Source organism: Streptomyces sp. NPDC091279 (assembly GCF_044757465.1).
In the GTDB taxonomy this organism is placed as follows: Bacteria; Actinomycetota; Actinomycetes; order Streptomycetales; family Streptomycetaceae; genus Streptomyces.
Genome location: NZ_JBIVVA010000005.1, coordinates 247,601 through 262,657 on the forward strand (window position 1 = coordinate 247,601; position 15,057 = coordinate 262,657).

At 70.8% G+C, this 15,057-nt stretch carries 15 protein-coding genes; 4 read left to right on the forward strand and 11 right to left on the reverse strand.

Annotated features, from left to right (window positions below):
* Positions 1-162: 162 nt before the first annotated feature.
* The gene (gene mnmA, locus ACIQOU_RS14525; protein WP_401537004.1) at positions 163-1,290 is read right to left on the reverse strand and encodes a tRNA 2-thiouridine(34) synthase MnmA; all 1,128 of its coding nucleotides are present in this window, start codon (positions 1,288-1,290) and stop codon (positions 163-165) included.
* Between the two features lie 61 nt (positions 1,291-1,351).
* Here mnmA and ACIQOU_RS14530 point away from each other — a divergent pair, with 61 nt between their 5' ends.
* Positions 1,352-2,050 (forward strand): N-acetylmuramoyl-L-alanine amidase, encoded by a 699-nt coding sequence (locus tag ACIQOU_RS14530; protein WP_401537006.1) that lies wholly within the window; start codon positions 1,352-1,354, stop codon positions 2,048-2,050.
* 227 nt (positions 2,051-2,277) lie between these two features.
* Positions 2,278-3,831, forward strand: a complete 1,554-nt coding sequence (locus ACIQOU_RS14535) for a multicopper oxidase family protein (RefSeq protein ID WP_401537008.1) — start codon at positions 2,278-2,280, stop codon at positions 3,829-3,831.
* A gap of 61 nt (positions 3,832-3,892) precedes the next feature.
* On the opposite strand, the gene ACIQOU_RS14540 is transcribed toward ACIQOU_RS14535, so the two are convergent.
* The 3 genes from ACIQOU_RS14540 to ACIQOU_RS14550 form a co-directional block, all read right to left on the reverse strand.
* Positions 3,893-5,053, reverse strand: a complete 1,161-nt coding sequence (locus ACIQOU_RS14540; RefSeq protein WP_401537009.1) for a cysteine desulfurase family protein — start codon at positions 5,051-5,053, stop codon at positions 3,893-3,895.
* 82 nt (positions 5,054-5,135) lie between these two features.
* A complete protein-coding gene (locus tag ACIQOU_RS14545) occupies positions 5,136-5,405 on the reverse strand; it encodes a DUF4190 domain-containing protein (protein ID WP_401537011.1) in 270 nt (89 codons plus the stop codon).
* A gap of 61 nt (positions 5,406-5,466) precedes the next feature.
* Entirely contained in the window at positions 5,467-5,646 is a 180-nt protein-coding gene (locus ACIQOU_RS14550) for a hypothetical protein (protein WP_401537013.1), read from the reverse strand.
* A gap of 216 nt (positions 5,647-5,862) precedes the next feature.
* Between ACIQOU_RS14550 and ACIQOU_RS14555 the strand changes: the two genes are divergently transcribed.
* Positions 5,863-6,489 carry a TetR family transcriptional regulator gene (locus tag ACIQOU_RS14555; protein WP_401537015.1) on the forward strand — a complete coding sequence of 209 codons (627 nt, stop codon included), beginning with the start codon at positions 5,863-5,865 and terminating at the stop codon, positions 6,487-6,489.
* Positions 6,490-6,577: 88 nt separating this feature from the next.
* Here ACIQOU_RS14555 and ACIQOU_RS14560 read toward each other — a convergent pair whose 3' ends face one another.
* Positions 6,578-6,970 (reverse strand): hypothetical protein, encoded by a 393-nt coding sequence (locus ACIQOU_RS14560; protein WP_401537017.1) that lies wholly within the window; start codon positions 6,968-6,970, stop codon positions 6,578-6,580.
* 293 nt (positions 6,971-7,263) lie between these two features.
* The gene (locus ACIQOU_RS14565) at positions 7,264-8,118 is read right to left on the reverse strand and encodes a thioesterase family protein (RefSeq protein ID WP_401537019.1); all 855 of its coding nucleotides are present in this window, start codon (positions 8,116-8,118) and stop codon (positions 7,264-7,266) included.
* Positions 8,119-8,275: 157 nt separating this feature from the next.
* Between ACIQOU_RS14565 and ACIQOU_RS14570 the strand changes: the two genes are divergently transcribed.
* On the forward strand, positions 8,276-9,499 hold the full coding sequence (locus ACIQOU_RS14570) for an alpha/beta hydrolase (RefSeq protein ID WP_401537021.1): 1,224 nt from the start codon (positions 8,276-8,278) through the stop codon (positions 9,497-9,499).
* Here the strand turns inward: ACIQOU_RS14570 and ACIQOU_RS14575 are convergent.
* The 5 genes from ACIQOU_RS14575 to ACIQOU_RS14595 all read right to left on the reverse strand — a co-directional run bounded on the left by ACIQOU_RS14575 (position 9,408) and on the right by ACIQOU_RS14595 (position 15,022).
* Positions 9,408-10,064 carry a trimeric intracellular cation channel family protein gene (locus ACIQOU_RS14575; protein WP_401537022.1) on the reverse strand — a complete coding sequence of 219 codons (657 nt, stop codon included), beginning with the start codon at positions 10,062-10,064 and terminating at the stop codon, positions 9,408-9,410. The two genes, ACIQOU_RS14570 and ACIQOU_RS14575, sit on opposite strands and share 92 nt — an antisense overlap.
* 68 nt (positions 10,065-10,132) lie before the next feature.
* Positions 10,133-11,524: a M1 family metallopeptidase gene (locus ACIQOU_RS14580; RefSeq protein WP_401537024.1), complete on the reverse strand. Its 1,392-nt coding sequence runs from the start codon at positions 11,522-11,524 to the stop codon at positions 10,133-10,135.
* 89 nt (positions 11,525-11,613) lie between these two features.
* Positions 11,614-12,906 carry an ABC transporter ATP-binding protein gene (locus ACIQOU_RS14585; RefSeq protein WP_401537025.1) on the reverse strand — a complete coding sequence of 431 codons (1,293 nt, stop codon included), beginning with the start codon at positions 12,904-12,906 and terminating at the stop codon, positions 11,614-11,616.
* A gap of 23 nt (positions 12,907-12,929) precedes the next feature.
* The gene (locus ACIQOU_RS14590) at positions 12,930-14,027 is read right to left on the reverse strand and encodes an ABC transporter ATP-binding protein (protein ID WP_401537026.1); all 1,098 of its coding nucleotides are present in this window, start codon (positions 14,025-14,027) and stop codon (positions 12,930-12,932) included.
* The gene (locus ACIQOU_RS14595; protein ID WP_401537028.1) at positions 14,024-15,022 is read right to left on the reverse strand and encodes an ABC transporter permease; all 999 of its coding nucleotides are present in this window, start codon (positions 15,020-15,022) and stop codon (positions 14,024-14,026) included. Before ACIQOU_RS14595 ends, ACIQOU_RS14590 begins: the two co-directional genes overlap by 4 nt.
* Positions 15,023-15,057 lie beyond the last annotated feature (35 nt).

The window sequence follows — 15,057 nt, forward strand, 5'->3', positions numbered from 1 at the left end:
CGCGCCGCTCAGCTCGTCCAGCTTGACCAGTCGCCAAGAGCCCTCCGCCGACCGGCTCCTGCCACCCGCGCCGACGGGGCCGTCATCTCAGCCGTGCCGCCCCACCGGGGGCCACCACACCGGCCCCGTCTGCGGCCCGCCGCGCTGCGCCCCGCCCCCCCCTCAGACCCCCGCCCCCGCCCGCACCGTCGTTGCGATCGTCGCCGAGCCGACCACTCGGGTGTTGTCGTACAGGACGATCGCCTGGCCGGGGGCGACGCCGCGTACCGGGGCGGTGAAGGTGACGTCGAGGGTGCCGTCGATCATCTCCGCGCGGACCTCGGTCTCGCCGCCGTGGGCGCGGAGTTGGGCCGTGTAGGTGCCGGGGCCGACCGGGGCCGTGCCGCACCAGCGGGGGCGGATGGCGGTGAGGGCGGTGACGTCGAGGGCGGTGGCCGGGCCGACCGTCACGGTGTTGTCGACCGGGGAGATGTCGAGGACGTAGCGCGGCTTGCCGTCGGCGGCCGGGGTGCCGATCCGCAGGCCCTTGCGCTGGCCGATGGTGAAGCCGTACGCGCCCTCGTGGGTGCCGACCTTGGTGCCGGACTCGTCGACGATGTCACCCTCGGTGCGGCCCAGGCGGCCCGCGAGGAAGCCCTGGGTGTCGCCGTCGGCGATGAAGCAGATGTCGTGGGAGTCGGGCTTCTTGGCGACGGCGAGGCCGCGCCGTTCGGCCTCGGCGCGGATCTCTTCCTTGGTCGTCACGGTGTCGCCGAGCGGGAAGAGCGCGTGCGCGAGCTGGCGTTCGTCGAGGACGCCGAGGACGTAGGACTGGTCCTTGGCCATGTCGGAGGCGCGGTGCAGTTCGCGTGCGCCGTCCGCGCCCACGATCACCTGGGCGTAGTGGCCCGTGCAGACGGCGTCGAAGCCGAGCGCGAGGGCCTTGTCGAGGAGCGCGGCGAACTTGATCTTCTCGTTGCAGCGCAGGCAGGGGTTGGGGGTGCGGCCGGCCTCGTACTCGGCGACGAAGTCCTCGACCACGTCCTCGCGGAAACGGTCGGCGAGGTCCCAGACGTAGAACGGGATGCCGATGACGTCGGCCGCGCGGCGGGCGTCGCGTGAGTCCTCGATGGTGCAACAGCCGCGCGCGCCCGTGCGGAACGATTGAGGGTTGGCGGAGAGCGCCAGATGGACGCCGGTCACGTCGTGACCCGCTTCGGCCGCGCGGGCGGCGGCGACGGCGGAGTCCACGCCGCCCGACATGGCGGCGAGGACGCGGAGGGGACGGGAGCGCTGCGGGATGTCAGTCATAGCCCATCCAGGGTAAGGGCGGTCGGGGAACCGAAGCTCGCGGATATCCGTTGTGGATCACATGGGGGCGCGCGAGAGGGCCGGGAAGGCCGAGAAGACCGAAGAGACCGACAAGGACAGCGGCCGGCGGGTCGGGCGGCGGGCGTTGCTGTTGGGCGGTGGTGCGGCGGCCGTCGGCACGGCAGTGCTGGCGCGCGGGGAGCTGGCGCGGCTGTGGTGGCGGCTGCCCGGGGTGCGCCGGCCGCGCACCGAGGGCGCCGTCGACTTCAAGGGTGCGCGCTGGGTCGCGGCGTCGTCGGCGAATTTCCGCTGGGCGGACCGGCCGGACGACTACGCGATAGACCGGGTGATCGTCCATGTGACGCAGGGCAGTTACGCGAGCGCGGTCCAGGTGTTCCAGGACCCGTCGCACCAGGCCGCCGCGCACTATGTGGTGGCCAAGGACGGCCGCGTCACGCAGCTGGTCCGGGAGCTGGACGTGGCGTTCCACGCGGGGAACCGGTCGTTCAACGAACGCAGTGTGGGCATCGAGCACGAGGGTTTCGTGGACCACCCGGAGGACTTCACGGACGCGATGTACGAGGCGTCGGCGCGGCTGACGGCCGGGATATGCGCGCGGTACGGCATACCCGTCGACCGGGAGCATGTGATGGGGCATGTGGAGGTGCCGGGGACGGACCACACCGACCCGGGGTCCGGCTGGGACTGGGACCGCTATCTGAAGCTCGTTCGGCAGGCCGCACCCCGCAGCGAAACGTGACGCACATCACCTGGGCAACCGCGTGGACACAGGCCGCACTTATGACATGTCCGAGTCATCCTGTACACGCCATTTGAACGGGGGGACGATTCAACTCCTTCTCCTCTAAGGTGAGTTGACGGGGCATCAGGTCGCAGGGCACCCTCAAGGCGACTTCACAGCGCTCTCGGCTCGCTCCTAAGTTCGGCCCAGACTTCACACAGTTCAGCCCTCAACCATCCCGGCCCATGGGAGACACCACGAGTCCCGCCTCCGCGGCGGGCAGCGACAGCACGGACGACCAGGGCACCGCAGAGCCCGGCAGGAAGCGGGGGCGCGGCAAGGGCGTGCACCGGCGGCAGTTCCTCGGCGGGATGGCCGGGGCCGGGATCGGCGCGGTGGTCGCGGGCGGCGCGACCTTCTCACTGCTGGCCGGGGCCGACGAGGACAAGGCGAGCGCGGCGACCAGCACCGCCACGCTGACCGTCCCGGACCTCCTGGAGGGCACCACCTCGGGCTCCACCACCACGTTCACCCTCACGGCACAGAGCGGCAGCAGCGAGGTGCTCAGCGGCGTCACCAGCACCACCATGGGCTACAACCAGTCGTTCCTGGGCCCGACGATGAAGTGGACCAGCGGCGACACGGTCCTGCTGAACATCACCAACGACATCGACGAGGACACCACCGTCCACTTCCACGGCGCCCATGTGCCGGCCAAGATGGACGGCGGACCGCAGGTGGCCTTCGCCGACGGGGAGACCTGGTCGCCGACCTTCGAGGTGAAGGACGAGGCCAAGACGCTCTGGTACCACCCGCACGCCCTCGGCACCACGGCCAAGCAGGCGGTGCACGGGCTGGCCGGAATGATCATCGTCGAGGACGACTCCGACACGTCCGCGGCGCTGCCCAGCGACTACGGCACCGACGACATCCCGATCATCCTTCAGTGCCTGGCCGTCGGCAGCACCGGTGACATCAAGTACGACCAGACCGGCTATCTCAGCAGCGGCCTGAGCTACCCGCTGTTGTGCAACGGCACCAACGTCGACGACACCACGCTGACCTTCGCCGCCACCAAGACCCGCAACCGTTTCCGGGTCCTCAACGCGTCGCCGTCCGACATCATCACGATCCAGCGCAGTGACGGCGGCACGATGACGCAGATCGCCTCCGACCAGGGGTATCTGGCCGAGGCCGCCGATGTCACCACGATCCGGCTGGTCGCGGGCGCCCGCGCCGAACTGGTCATGGACGTCACCGCCGACGTGACCCTCCAGGCCGTCATCACCACCGGCTGGATTCGCGGCGGCAGCGGCACGTACGACTTCCTGACCGTCACGGCGGGCGGCACCGACACCCCGGACGACCTGCCCAGCACGCTCAACACGATCGACCGGTACGACACCAGCGACTTCACCGCGCGGACCATCACGCTGGGCCAGAACGGCGCGACCATGCTGATCAACGGCTCGGCCGGCACGAGCATGGCGTCGATGGCGATGATCAGCACCACGCTGGGCGCCAAGGAGATCTGGACCATCACCAACGCCACCATGCTGGAGCACTCGTTCCATGTCCATGATGTGCCGTTCCAGGTGATCTCCATCAACGGCGAAGATCCCACCGGCGTCGATCTGGGCTGGTACGACACGTTCGAGGTGGTCGGCGGTGGTTCCATCGTGATCGCGATGGAGTTCACCGACTTCGCCGACGACACCTACATGTACATGCTCCACTGCCATCTGCTCCAGCACGAGGACGAGGGCATGATGGCGTCCCTCATGGTGACGGAGAGTTAGACCCTCTCGCGCACGTGACGGACCCGAGCATCCCGCCCGTTGCCCGGGTCCGTCGTCGCCGTCACGTCAGGCCCGCCGCCCTCGCGCGTTCCACCGCCGGGCCGATCGCCTTCGCGAGGGCCTCGACGTCGGCCTCGGTGGAGGTGTGGCCGAGGGAGAAGCGCAGGGTGCCGCGGGCCAGGTCGGGATCGGTGCCGGTGGCCAGCAGGACGTGGCTGGGCTGGGCGACCCCGGCGGTGCAGGCGGAGCCGGTGGAGCACTCGATGCCCTGGGCGTCGAGCAGCAGGAGCAGCGAGTCGCCCTCGCAGCCGGGGAAGGTGAAGTGGGCGTTGGCGGGCAGCCGTTCACGCGGGTCGCCGCCGAGGATCGCGTCCGGCACCGCCGTGCGCACCGCCTCGACCAGGCTGTCGCGCAGGGCGCCGATCTCGCGGGTGAACCACTCGTGCTGCTCGGCGGCGAGGCGTCCGGCCACCGCGAAGGAGGCGATCGCCGGGACGTCGAGGGTGCCGGAGCGCTGCCGTTCCTGGCCGCCGCCGTGCAGGACGGGCACGGGCGTGTACGCGCGGCCCAGGAGCAGCGCGCCGATGCCGTAGGGGCCGCCCACCTTGTGGCCGGAAACCGTCATCGCGGCGAGCCCGGAGGCACCGAAATCGACCGGCACCTGCCCGAAGGCCTGGACCGCGTCGGAGTGCAGCGGAACGTCGAACTCGGCTGCCACGTCGGCCAGTTCGCGGATCGGCAGGATGGTGCCGATCTCGTTGTTGGCCCACATCACGGTGGCGAGGGCGACGTCGTCGGGGTTGCGGGCGATCGCCTCGCGCAGCGCCTCGGGGTGCACCCTGCCGTACCCGTCGACCGGCAGATACTCGACGGTGGCCCCCTCGTGCTCGCCGAGCCAGTGCACGGCGTCGAGGACGGCGTGGTGCTCGACGGGGCTGGCCAGCACCCGGGTGCGGGCCGGGTCGGCGTCGCGGCGGGCCCAGTACAGGCCCTTGACGGCGAGGTTGTCGGCCTCGGTGCCGCCGGAGGTGAAGACGATCTCGCTGGGCCGGGCGCCGAGCGCCTCCGCCAGCGTCTCGCGGGATTCCTCGACCGTGCGACGGGCCCTGCGGCCGGACGCGTGGAGGGAGGAGGCGTTGCCGGTGGTGGCCAGGTGCGCCGCGAGTGCCTCGACGGCCTCGGGGAGCATGGGAGTGGTCGCGGCGTGGTCGAGGTAAGCCATGATGGCCCCGATTCTACGGCGCCGCGCCCACCGGGAAGGGGGGCAGGTCGGCCGCGCTCATCGAGGACACGTCAGGGATGCGTCACAGGCTCCAGGAGATGGTGTCGCTCCACTGCATGGCGGCCACCAGGACCACCAGGTCGGCGATGCCGAGGCCCAGGCCGAGCAGGGCGCGGCCGCGCCGGGCGGTGCCGCGCCACAGGGCGACGCCGGCCAGGGCGATGGCGATGGGGCCGAGGAAGACGTTGAGGACCAGCAGGCCGAGCAGGCCGAGGATGAAGGACGCGACGGCCATGCCGTCGGGGTCGCGGACCTCGCTGCGGCGGCCGGTGGCCGGTGCGGTGAGCTGCATGACGGGTCGACTCCCTGCCGGGTGAAGGGCGGTGGCGGTATGGGCGGTGGGCGGGACGGGGTCAGTGCGCGGACGAGGTGTCGGCCGCCGCCCGCTTGCGGCTGTGGCGCTCGCGGAGCGCGAAGACGGCGAGCCAGAGGCCGATGACGGCGGCGGCGACGAGGCTGACGTCGGTGGGCGCGTGGGCCACGGTGCCCATGACGACGCCCAGCAGGAGCAGCGCGGCGACGAGGAACAGCATGGGAAGACTCCCCCTCCGAGACACCTCGGGGGCGCCTCTCGTGTCGAACGTGGCGTTCAGGTCGTGCGAGTGGTGCGGTTCGTACGGGTGGTGCGCGTCGCGTGGGTGGTGCGGGTCGTTCCGGTGAACAGTTGTAGTAACAGTTGTTCACTGACTTTCGAGTCTAGCGCGCCGGGCGGTTTTTCAATTCGGGAGAACAGTTGTTAACTGGATGACATGAGTCACAGTCTCGGCGCCCGGCAGGCCCAGAAGCAGAAGACCCGGCAGGCGCTCCTGGACGCGGCGCTCGGGCTGCTGGAGGAGCAGAGCCTGAGCAGTCTGGGGCTGCGTGAGGTCACCCGGGCCGTCGGTGTCGCCCCGACCGCCTTCTACCGGCACTTCCGCTCCACCGCGGATCTCGGCGTCGCCCTGGTCGAGGAGGCGCTCGACAGCCTGCACCCGATGATCCGCACCACGGTCTCGCCGGGCGACGACAGCGAGCAACGCATCGCGCGCGCCGTCGAGTTGATCGCCGGTCATGTGGACGCCCATCCCGCCCACGTCCGTTTCATCGCGCGCGAGCGGCACGGCGGGGTGCAGCCGGTGCGGGACGCGATCCGGGAGCAACTGGCCCGTTTCGCCGAGGAGGTGAAGGCCGAGCTGGCCAACGACCGTGCGGCGCGGGGCTGGAGCGACGACGACCTGTTGATGCTGGCCCATCTCTACGTGGACCAGATGCTGTTGACCGCCTCCCTGTTCCTGGAGACCCCGGCGGACTCGGCCCCTGAGCGCGCCCGCGTCGCCCAACTGGCCTCTCAGCAGCTGCGGTTGATCAGCATCGGCCGCACCCACTGGCTGGACTGACCCGGAACGCCCAGGCCCCCGCCGGGAAACGCGAGGGCGGCCCTCCCCCGTGGTCGGGAGGGCCGCCCTGCTGCCGTGAGAGGTCGCGTCAGTTCTTCGTGCCCTGGCTCGGGGCGCCGGACGGCATGGCACCGCCCTGGCCGCCGCCCGCGCCGCCACAGCCGCCGCCCTGGCCGCCCGCGGGGGCGCCGCCCTGGCCACCCTCGGCGCCGCCCGGGGCGCCGGACGGCATGCCCGTGGGGGTGCCGGTCGGCTTCGCCGTGCCGGTGGGGGCCCCGGAGGGCGCGGCGCCGGTGGGCTTGCCGGAGGCGTCGCCGGTGGGGGCGCCGGAGGGCTGCTGACAGGACTGGGACGACGACTGCCCGGAGCCGCCGGTCTTCGACGTCGTCGAGGAGGACGAGTCGCCCGAGCTGCACGCGGCGAGGGCCAGAGGCGAGAGCGCCAGCAGGGCCACGGCAGGAAGAAGACGCACACGCTTCATGAGGAACAGCTCCATGGAAGATGAGGGAGTTCTGAGAGACGAACTCAATCAACGGCGCTTAGGGAGTCGTTGGGCCTGCCCTGTGGGCGGCCTGTCAGCAGGGTAAAGGGAATCCCAATTACCGTCTCTGAGCAGGCGTTTCGTCGGCCGGGGCGGGCGGGGCGCTGGTACAGGTCCGTGACGGAACGCGGACGCTCGCGCCAACTCCGGTGAGATTCCCGGACGTTCGCCTCGGCCCGCCGGGCCCCCCGAAAGGGCCGCCACTCAAGGGCAGTTGGCGGGCCGGGGGCCGGTCAGCCGAGGCGGGCGCGGGCGAACTGGCGGGACTGGGCGACCAGTCGGTCGGCGCTGTCCCAGACCTCGGCGTCCTCCTCCAGGAAGCCGCCGGCGAAGTTGCGGGTGACGATCGACACGCGCAGCGGTCCCGGCGCCGGGCGGCAGCGGACCTGCACGGTCAGCTCGACGGTCGGGACCCAGCCGGTCAGGCCCAGGTCGAACGCGGTGGGCGGCAGCACGTCCACCGCCATCAGCAGGGAGAACGGGTCCGGGTCCCGGCCGTCGGCGAGCCCCAGCCAGCCCCGGGTCTCCCCCTTGCCGGACGGCCGGCCGGTCGCCCAGCCCAGGGTGGCGGGGTCGAGCCGGAGCCGCAGCCGCTCGGCGATGGGCCAGTCGGTCGGCGAGGGCCCGTCCTGGGAGTCGACGCACTCCTCGGCCGACGGGAGCTCCGGCGGCCTGGCCGTGGTGCGGACGTCGTCGGGCAGGGCGTCGAGGTCGCCGTAGGAGGCGAGGACGCGGATGCGCTCGACCTCGGCGCCGTTCTCGTCGTACTGGAAGAGGGAGGCCTGGCCGGTGGAGAGGGTGCGGCCGGCGCGGATGGTCTCGGTGCGCACCACGGCCGGGCCCGGGACGGTCGCGGTGAGGTAGTGCGCGGAGACCGTGAAGGGGTCGGGGTGCGGCAGGGCGTCCCCGAGGGCGCGGCCGACGACGGCGAGCAGGAAGCCGCCGTTGACGGTGTCCAGGATCGTCCAGCCGTGCCCGAGGTCGATGTCGTAGACACCGGGGCCGCGCGGGGTGAGGGCGCTGTCCCGGTCGAACTCACCGGCGCCGATCGGGGCGCGGACGGCGGGCAGGAAGGCGGCGTCTGACATGCCAGCCACAGTACAAGGGTGAACTACTGAGCGGTAGCTTTTCCCTCTGGGGCCGGAGCGCACCCGAGGGACGGGCCCGGGTGAGGACGCGGCAATTTCTTGGTAAGTGTCCGCTCTCGCCCTAAACCAGGACCTCCGCTTCCCCCTCTATCGGGACATGAGCCTCACCGGGACTCCGTTCCTCTACACGCTGGTCGTACTGTTCGCGATCGCTCTCGCCCTCCCCCTCGGCCTCTGGTCCCGCCTGCGCGGTCCCCGGGCCCTGCGCGGCGCGGCCCGGATGCTGATGCTGCTGTTCGCCCAGGGCACCGCCGTCGCCCTGGTCTTCGTCCTGGTCAACAACGCCAACAGCCTCTACGACAACTGGTCCGACCTGCTCGGCACCGGCACCCATGTGCAGCAGGCCGCCGACCTGGGCGCCGACGGCACCGGCGGCATAGCGCTCAAGCGCCTGCCCAAGGTGCGCCAGCGCTTCCAGGCGGCCACCGGACCCGGCATGAACGGCGTCGAGGTCACCCAGCTCAAGGGCCGGGTCTCCGGCGTGAACGCCGAGGTCTACGTCTGGCTGCCGCCCCAGTACCGCGAACCGGCCTACCGCCACCACACGTTCCCGGTGGTCGAGCTGCTGCCCGGCTATCCCGGGTCGGCGAAGGCCTGGTTCGGGTCGCTGCACGCGACCCGGCAGCTGGCGCCGCTGATGCGGGACGGGCAGGTCGCGCCGTTCATCCTGGTCGCCCCGCGCACCAGCCTGCTGGCCGGCGTGGACACCGGCTGCGCCAACATCCCCGGCACGGTCAACGCCGACAGCTGGCTCAGCGTCGACGTGCCGGACATGGTCCTGGGCAACTTCCGCGCCCAGGCCGCGCCGAAGGGCTGGGCGACGGCCGGGTACTCGGCGGGCGGGCACTGCGCGACCAAGCTGGCGATCGCCCACCCGGACCGCTACCTGGCCTCGGTCAGCATGTCCGGCTACAACGACCCGATCGGCGAACGCGACTCGCTGGCCGCCCAGACCCTCGCGCTGCGCGAGGCCAACAACCCCTACCTGCTGCTGCGCAAGCGCCTCACCCCGCCGAACATCGCGCTCTACCTCTCCGGCCAGCCGCACGACGGCTACGAGGCGGCCGTCGCCCTGGAGCAGGCGGCGAAGGCGCCGACGACCGTGCATGTGGTGTACATCCCGAAGAGCGCGGGCGGGCACACCATGGCGCTATGGCGGCCCCAGGTGATCCCGGCGTTCCGCTGGCTGACCCAGGAGATGGGCGGCCACCGGCTCGCCGCGGCCGGTACTACTCCTCGCGCACCGTCGAGCGGCGGTGCCACGCACGCGGCGCTCGCCAGTGGTACCGCATCGCGAGCAGCCGCAGGACGAAAGCGGTGACCACGGCGACGGCGCTGGTCAGCGGGGTGAGGGCGTCGTAGCGGATGCACAGGACGGCCATCGTGGAGCCGACGATCGCGGGGACCGCGTAGAGGTCGCGGTCCCAGCGCAGCAGCGACGGCACCTCGTTGGCGAGCACGTCCCGCAGCACCCCGCCGCCGACGGCGGTGGCCATGCCGAGCACCGCCGACGCGGTGAGGCCGAGCCCGTACTCGTACGCCTTCACCGTGCCGGCGACGCAGAACAGTCCGAGCCCGGCCGCGTCGAAGACGTTCACCCCGGCCTGGATGCGCTCCACGTGGGGATGGAGGAAGAAGACGAGGAGCGCGGCGAGCAGCGGCGTCAGGAAGTAGCCGAGGTCGGTGAAGGCGGCCGGGGGCACGGCCCCGATGATCAGGTCCCGGAACAGTCCCCCGCCCAGCGCGGTGACCTCGGCGAGCACGGCGATGCCGAACACGTCGAAGTTCTTGCGGACGGCCAGCAGCGCGCCGGAGATCGCGAACACGAAGATCCCGACGACGTCGAGGGTGTGCTGGACGGAGGGACTGAACAGTTGCAGAAGCACGCCACATTCTTACGTGGAACGACAACGGCGCCGACCGGCGGCCTCGTGCCGGTGGGGCCGGTCGCGGGCTACAGCGCGGGTTTGCCCGGGGTGGTCAGCCAGGTGGTGAAGAGGTCGTCGAGCTGCTGTCCCGAGATCCTCTCGGCCAGCGCGATGAAGTCGGCGGTCTTCGCGTTGCCGTGCCGGTGGGCCGCCGTCCAGGCCGGGAGCAGCTGGAAGAAGGCCCGGTCGCCGATGCGTTCGCGAAGCATCTGGAGGGTCATCGCGCCGCGCCAGTAGACGGCGGAGGAGAACATGGTGTCGCGCTGCGGGTCTGCGACGACGGTCTTCCAGAAGGCGGCGTCGGCCGGGCGGGCGTCGTAGGCGGCGCGGAACAGGTCGTGCGCGGTGCCGGTCCCCCGGTGCTCCGCCCACAGCCACTCGGCGTAGGTCGCGAATCCCTCGTTGAGCCAGATGTCCTTCCAGGTGTCCACCGACACCGAGTCACCGAACCACTGGTGGGCCAGCTCGTGCACGATCGTGTCCTCGTCGCGCACCGCCGAGTAGGCCGGCTTGCTCTGCACCTCAAGGGAGAACCCGGCCTGCGGCATGTCGTCGACGATCGCGCCGGTCTCCTCGAAGGGGTAGGGCCCGAAGAGCGTCGACCAGTAGTCGGTGGCGGCGGCCGTCACGCCGTACACGTCGACGCTGTTGCTGTCCGCGAGAACGGGGTCGATCGCCACGTAGATCGGGGTGCCGCCGGGCGTCCGGCCGGTCCTGACGTCGAACTTCCCGATGGTCGCGGTGGCGAGGTAGGGCGCCATCGGCTCGGTCTCGCGCCAGTGGGAGTAGGTCGAGCCGCCCCGGTCCCAGGTCGACACCAGGCGGCCGTTGGAGATGCCGGTCAGGCCCTTCGGGGCCTTGATGCGGATGTCGTAGGTGGCCTTGTCGGAGGGGTGGTCGCTGGAGGGGAACCAGGTGGAGGCCGCGTTGGGCTCGCAGGCGACGAATACGCCGTCGTCGGTCTTCATCCACCCGTAGTCGGAACCGAAGACGATCGGCCCGGTGAGCGGCTCGGGTATCCCGCCGTAGACGACGGTGACCTGGAAGTCGCGGCCCTTGCGTAAGAACCGGTCCGGGGTGACGCGCAGTTCGTCGCCGTCCCGGGTGAACGCGGCCCGCCTGCCGTCCACGTCGACCCGGCTGACGGTCAGCTTCTGGAGGTCCAGGTCGAACGACGAGAGGTTCTCCGTCGCCCGTGCGGTGAGCGTGGCCCGGCCGTCGAGGCGGTCGGTGTCCGGGTCGTAGCCGATGTCGAGGGCGTAGTGCCGGGCGTCGAAACCGCCGTTGCCCAGCTCCGGGAAGTAGGGGTCACCGATGCCGGGGGCGCCGGGTGCGGGGGCCGGGGCGGCGGCGATGACGAAGAAGGAGGCAGCCGCCACGGCGACCGCCCCCCGACGTGCCGAACGGGAGAGTTTCATGGGTCGTCCTTTCGCGCGTACCGATCATGCGGACGCAGACGACTCTGAACTCTCCCATTCGGGCATGTCCATGACTTTACAAAGCTGTGTTACTTGTCGGTCGACTCCTGTGTGCCGGTCGGCTTCCGCTCGCCGGAAACGTCGGCCTCGGGCTCGTCGGTCGACGCGGTCTCGGCCTCCGCGCCACCGGCGTCCGTCGCCCCGGAAGCCTCCTGGTCGGCCCCGACCTCCGCCGCGACCTCCGCCGCCACCGCCGCCGACGTCTCCGCCGACTCGGCGAGCACCTCGTCGGCGACCAGTTCGGCCGCCTCCTTGGCCACCGTCAGCAGCACGGTGTCCTGCGGGGCCTGGTCCTCGAAGTTCTCCGGGTGGTGGCAGGCCACGCGCTGACCGGGCTTCAGCTCCAGGAGCGGCGGCTCGGTCGTCGTGCAGATCTGCGTCGCCTTCCAGCACCGGGTGTGGAACCGGCAGCCGCTGGGCGGCGAGATCGGCGACGGCACATCGCCCAGGAGCAGGATGCGCTCGCTCTTGGCGTCCTTGCGGCGCGGGTCCGGGATCGGCACCGCCGACATCAGCGCCTTGGTGTACGGGTGCATCGGCGCCTTGTACAGGGAGTCGCGGTCGGCCAGCTCCACGATCTTGCCGAGGTACATCACCGCGATCCGGTCCGAGACGTGCCGGACCACCGACAGGTCGTGCGCGATGATCACGTAGGTCAGGCCCAGCTCCTGCTGGAGGTCGTCCAGCAGGTTGACGACCTGGGCCTGGATCGACACGTCGAGCGCGGAGACCGGCTCGTCGGCCACGACCAGCTTCGGCTTGAGGGCGAGCGCGCGGGCGATGCCGATGCGCTGGCGCTGGCCGCCGGAGAACTCGTGCGGATAGCGGTTGTAGTGCTCGGGGTTGAGCCCGACCACCGACAGCAGCCGCTGCACCTCGTTCTTCAGGCCGCCCTCGGGGGTGACGCCCTGGAGCTTGAAGGGGGCGCCGACGATCGTGCCGATGGTGTGGCGCGGGTTCAGCGACGAGTACGGGTCCTGGAAGATCATCTGCACATCGCGGCGCAGCGGACGCATGCCGCTCATGCCGAGGTGCGTGATGTCCTGGCCCTGGAACTCGACCGTGCCGCCGGTCGGTTCGAGCAGCCGGGTGATCAGGCGGCCCATCGTCGACTTGCCGCAGCCCGACTCGCCGACCACGCCGAGGGTCTCACCGGAGCGGACCTCGAAGTCGATGCCGTCGACCGCGTGCACCGCGCCGACCTGCCGCTGGAGCAGGCCCTTCTTGATCGGGAAGTGCTTCTGGAGCCCGGTCACCTTCAGCAGGATCTCGCGGTCGTCCCCGGCGGGGCGAGCGCCCTCGTCCTGCGCGGGGATGGTCACGGCCGCGTCCTTGGATTTCTCGCTCACAGCTTCGGCGCAATCTCTTCGGTCCAGATACGCTCCCGCTGCTCCTGCGTCATGTGGCAGGCGGCCCAGTGCCGGCTGTCGACCTCGCTCAGCTCGGGGCGGACCGTGCGGGTGACGTTGTCCTTCGGGACGTCGGCGTAGGGGCAGCGCGGGTTGAAGGCGCAGCCGGACGGGATGTTGATCAGCGAGGGCGGGGAGCCCTTCACCGGGATCAGGCGCTCCTGCTGCTCACGGTCGAGCCGCGGCATCGAGCCGAGCAGACCCCAGGTGTAGGGGTGGCGGGGCTCGTAGAACACCTTGTCGGCGGGGCCGCGTTCGACGCAGCGGCCGCCGTACATCACCAGGATGTCGTCGGCGAGTTCGGCGACGACGCCCAGGTCGTGGGTGATGACGATGACCGCGGAGCCGAACTCCTTCTGGAGGTCCCGGATCAGGTCCAGGATCTGCGCCTGCACGGTGACGTCCAGGGCGGTGGTCGGCTCGTCGGCGATCAGCAGCTCGGGGTTGTTGACCAGCGACATCGCGATCATCGCGCGCTGGCGCATACCGCCGGAGAACTCGTGCGGGTAGCTGTCCACCCGCTTGTCCGGCTGCGGGATGCCGACCCGGTCGAGCATCTCGACCGCGCGGCGCTTGGCGGTCTTCTTGTCGACGGGGTGGTGGACCCGGTAGGCCTCCACGATCTGCTGGCCGATCGTGTAGTACGGGTGCAGCGCCGACAGCGGGTCCTGGAAGATCATCGCCATCTCGCGGCCGCGCAGCTTGCGCACGTGGTCCGGGTCGGCGGAGAGCAGTTCGGTGCCGTCCAGCCAGATCTCGCCGGACAGCTGTGCCTTGCGCTTGCCGTACTGGCCCGCCGTGTGCAGGCCCATGATGCCGAGCGAGGTCACCGACTTGCCGGAGCCCGACTCGCCCACGATGCCGAGGGTCTTGCCCTTCTCCAGCTGGAAGCTGAGCCCGTCGACGGACTTGACCAGGCCGTCGTCGGTCGGGAAGTGCACCTTCAGGTCGCGTACTTCGAGGAACGAGGTCGGCGCGGGCGAGGCGGGGGTGGGGTCGCCCACGGCCGCTCCGCTCTTGCTGAGGTCGGTCACGAGAGCCTCACTCGGGGGTCGATCACGGCGTACAGGATGTCCACCACGAGGTTGGCGGCGAGCACCGCGAGAGATGTGATCAGGGTGACGCCCACGATGATGGGCAGGTCCTGGTTGCGGATGGCGTCCAGGACCGCGCGGCCAAGACCGGGCAGGTTGAACGTCGACTCGGTGAGGATCGCGCCGCCGATGAGGGCGCCGAGGTCCATGCCGAGCATGGTCAGGATCGGCGTCATCGTGGAGCGCATGGCGTGCTTGCCGATGACGGTGTGTTCCTTGAGGCCCTTGGCGCGGGCGGTGCGGATGTAGTCCTCGCCGAGGATCTCCATCATCGTCGCGCGGGTGATCCGGGCGTACATGGCCGCGTAGAGGAACGCCAGGGTGACCCAGGGCAGGATCATGCCGCCGAACCAGCCGGTGAAGCTCTGGTCGAGGGGCACGTACTGCGCGTTGAACCATTTCAGCCCGAAGGCGAAGACCGCCAGGCTGAGCAGGCCGGTGAAGTAGATCGGCAGGGAGACACCGGCCAGGGCGACGACCATCGCGCCCCGGTCCCACAGGGTGCCCCGCTTGAGCGCGGAGAGCACACCGGCGGCGACGCCGAAGACCAGCCACAGCACGGCGGCACCGAGCGCGAGACCCAGGGTCACCGGGAAGCGGTCGGTGAGCACCGGCCAGACGGCCTGCTCGCTGCGGAAGGAGTAGCCGAAGCAGGGCATGGCGCAGTGGATGGTGTCGCCGCCGCCCGTGTAGGTGCGGCCGACGAAGATGCCCTTGAAGAACTCCCAGACCTGGGCGTAGATCGGGGTGTCCAGACCGAGCTTCTCGCGCACGCCCTCGACGGCGGCAGGGTCGGCCTGCTTGCCCACGAAGCTGAGAGCGATGTCGACGCCCGCCCACTTCGGGACAAGGAAGAAGATGCTGAAGACCACCATGATGATGACCACGAGCATCACTGCGGCGGCGAACAACCGCCTGATGAGGTAAGCGAGCACAGCTCTCGGCCCGCCGCGGACCGCGGGCCACCGGA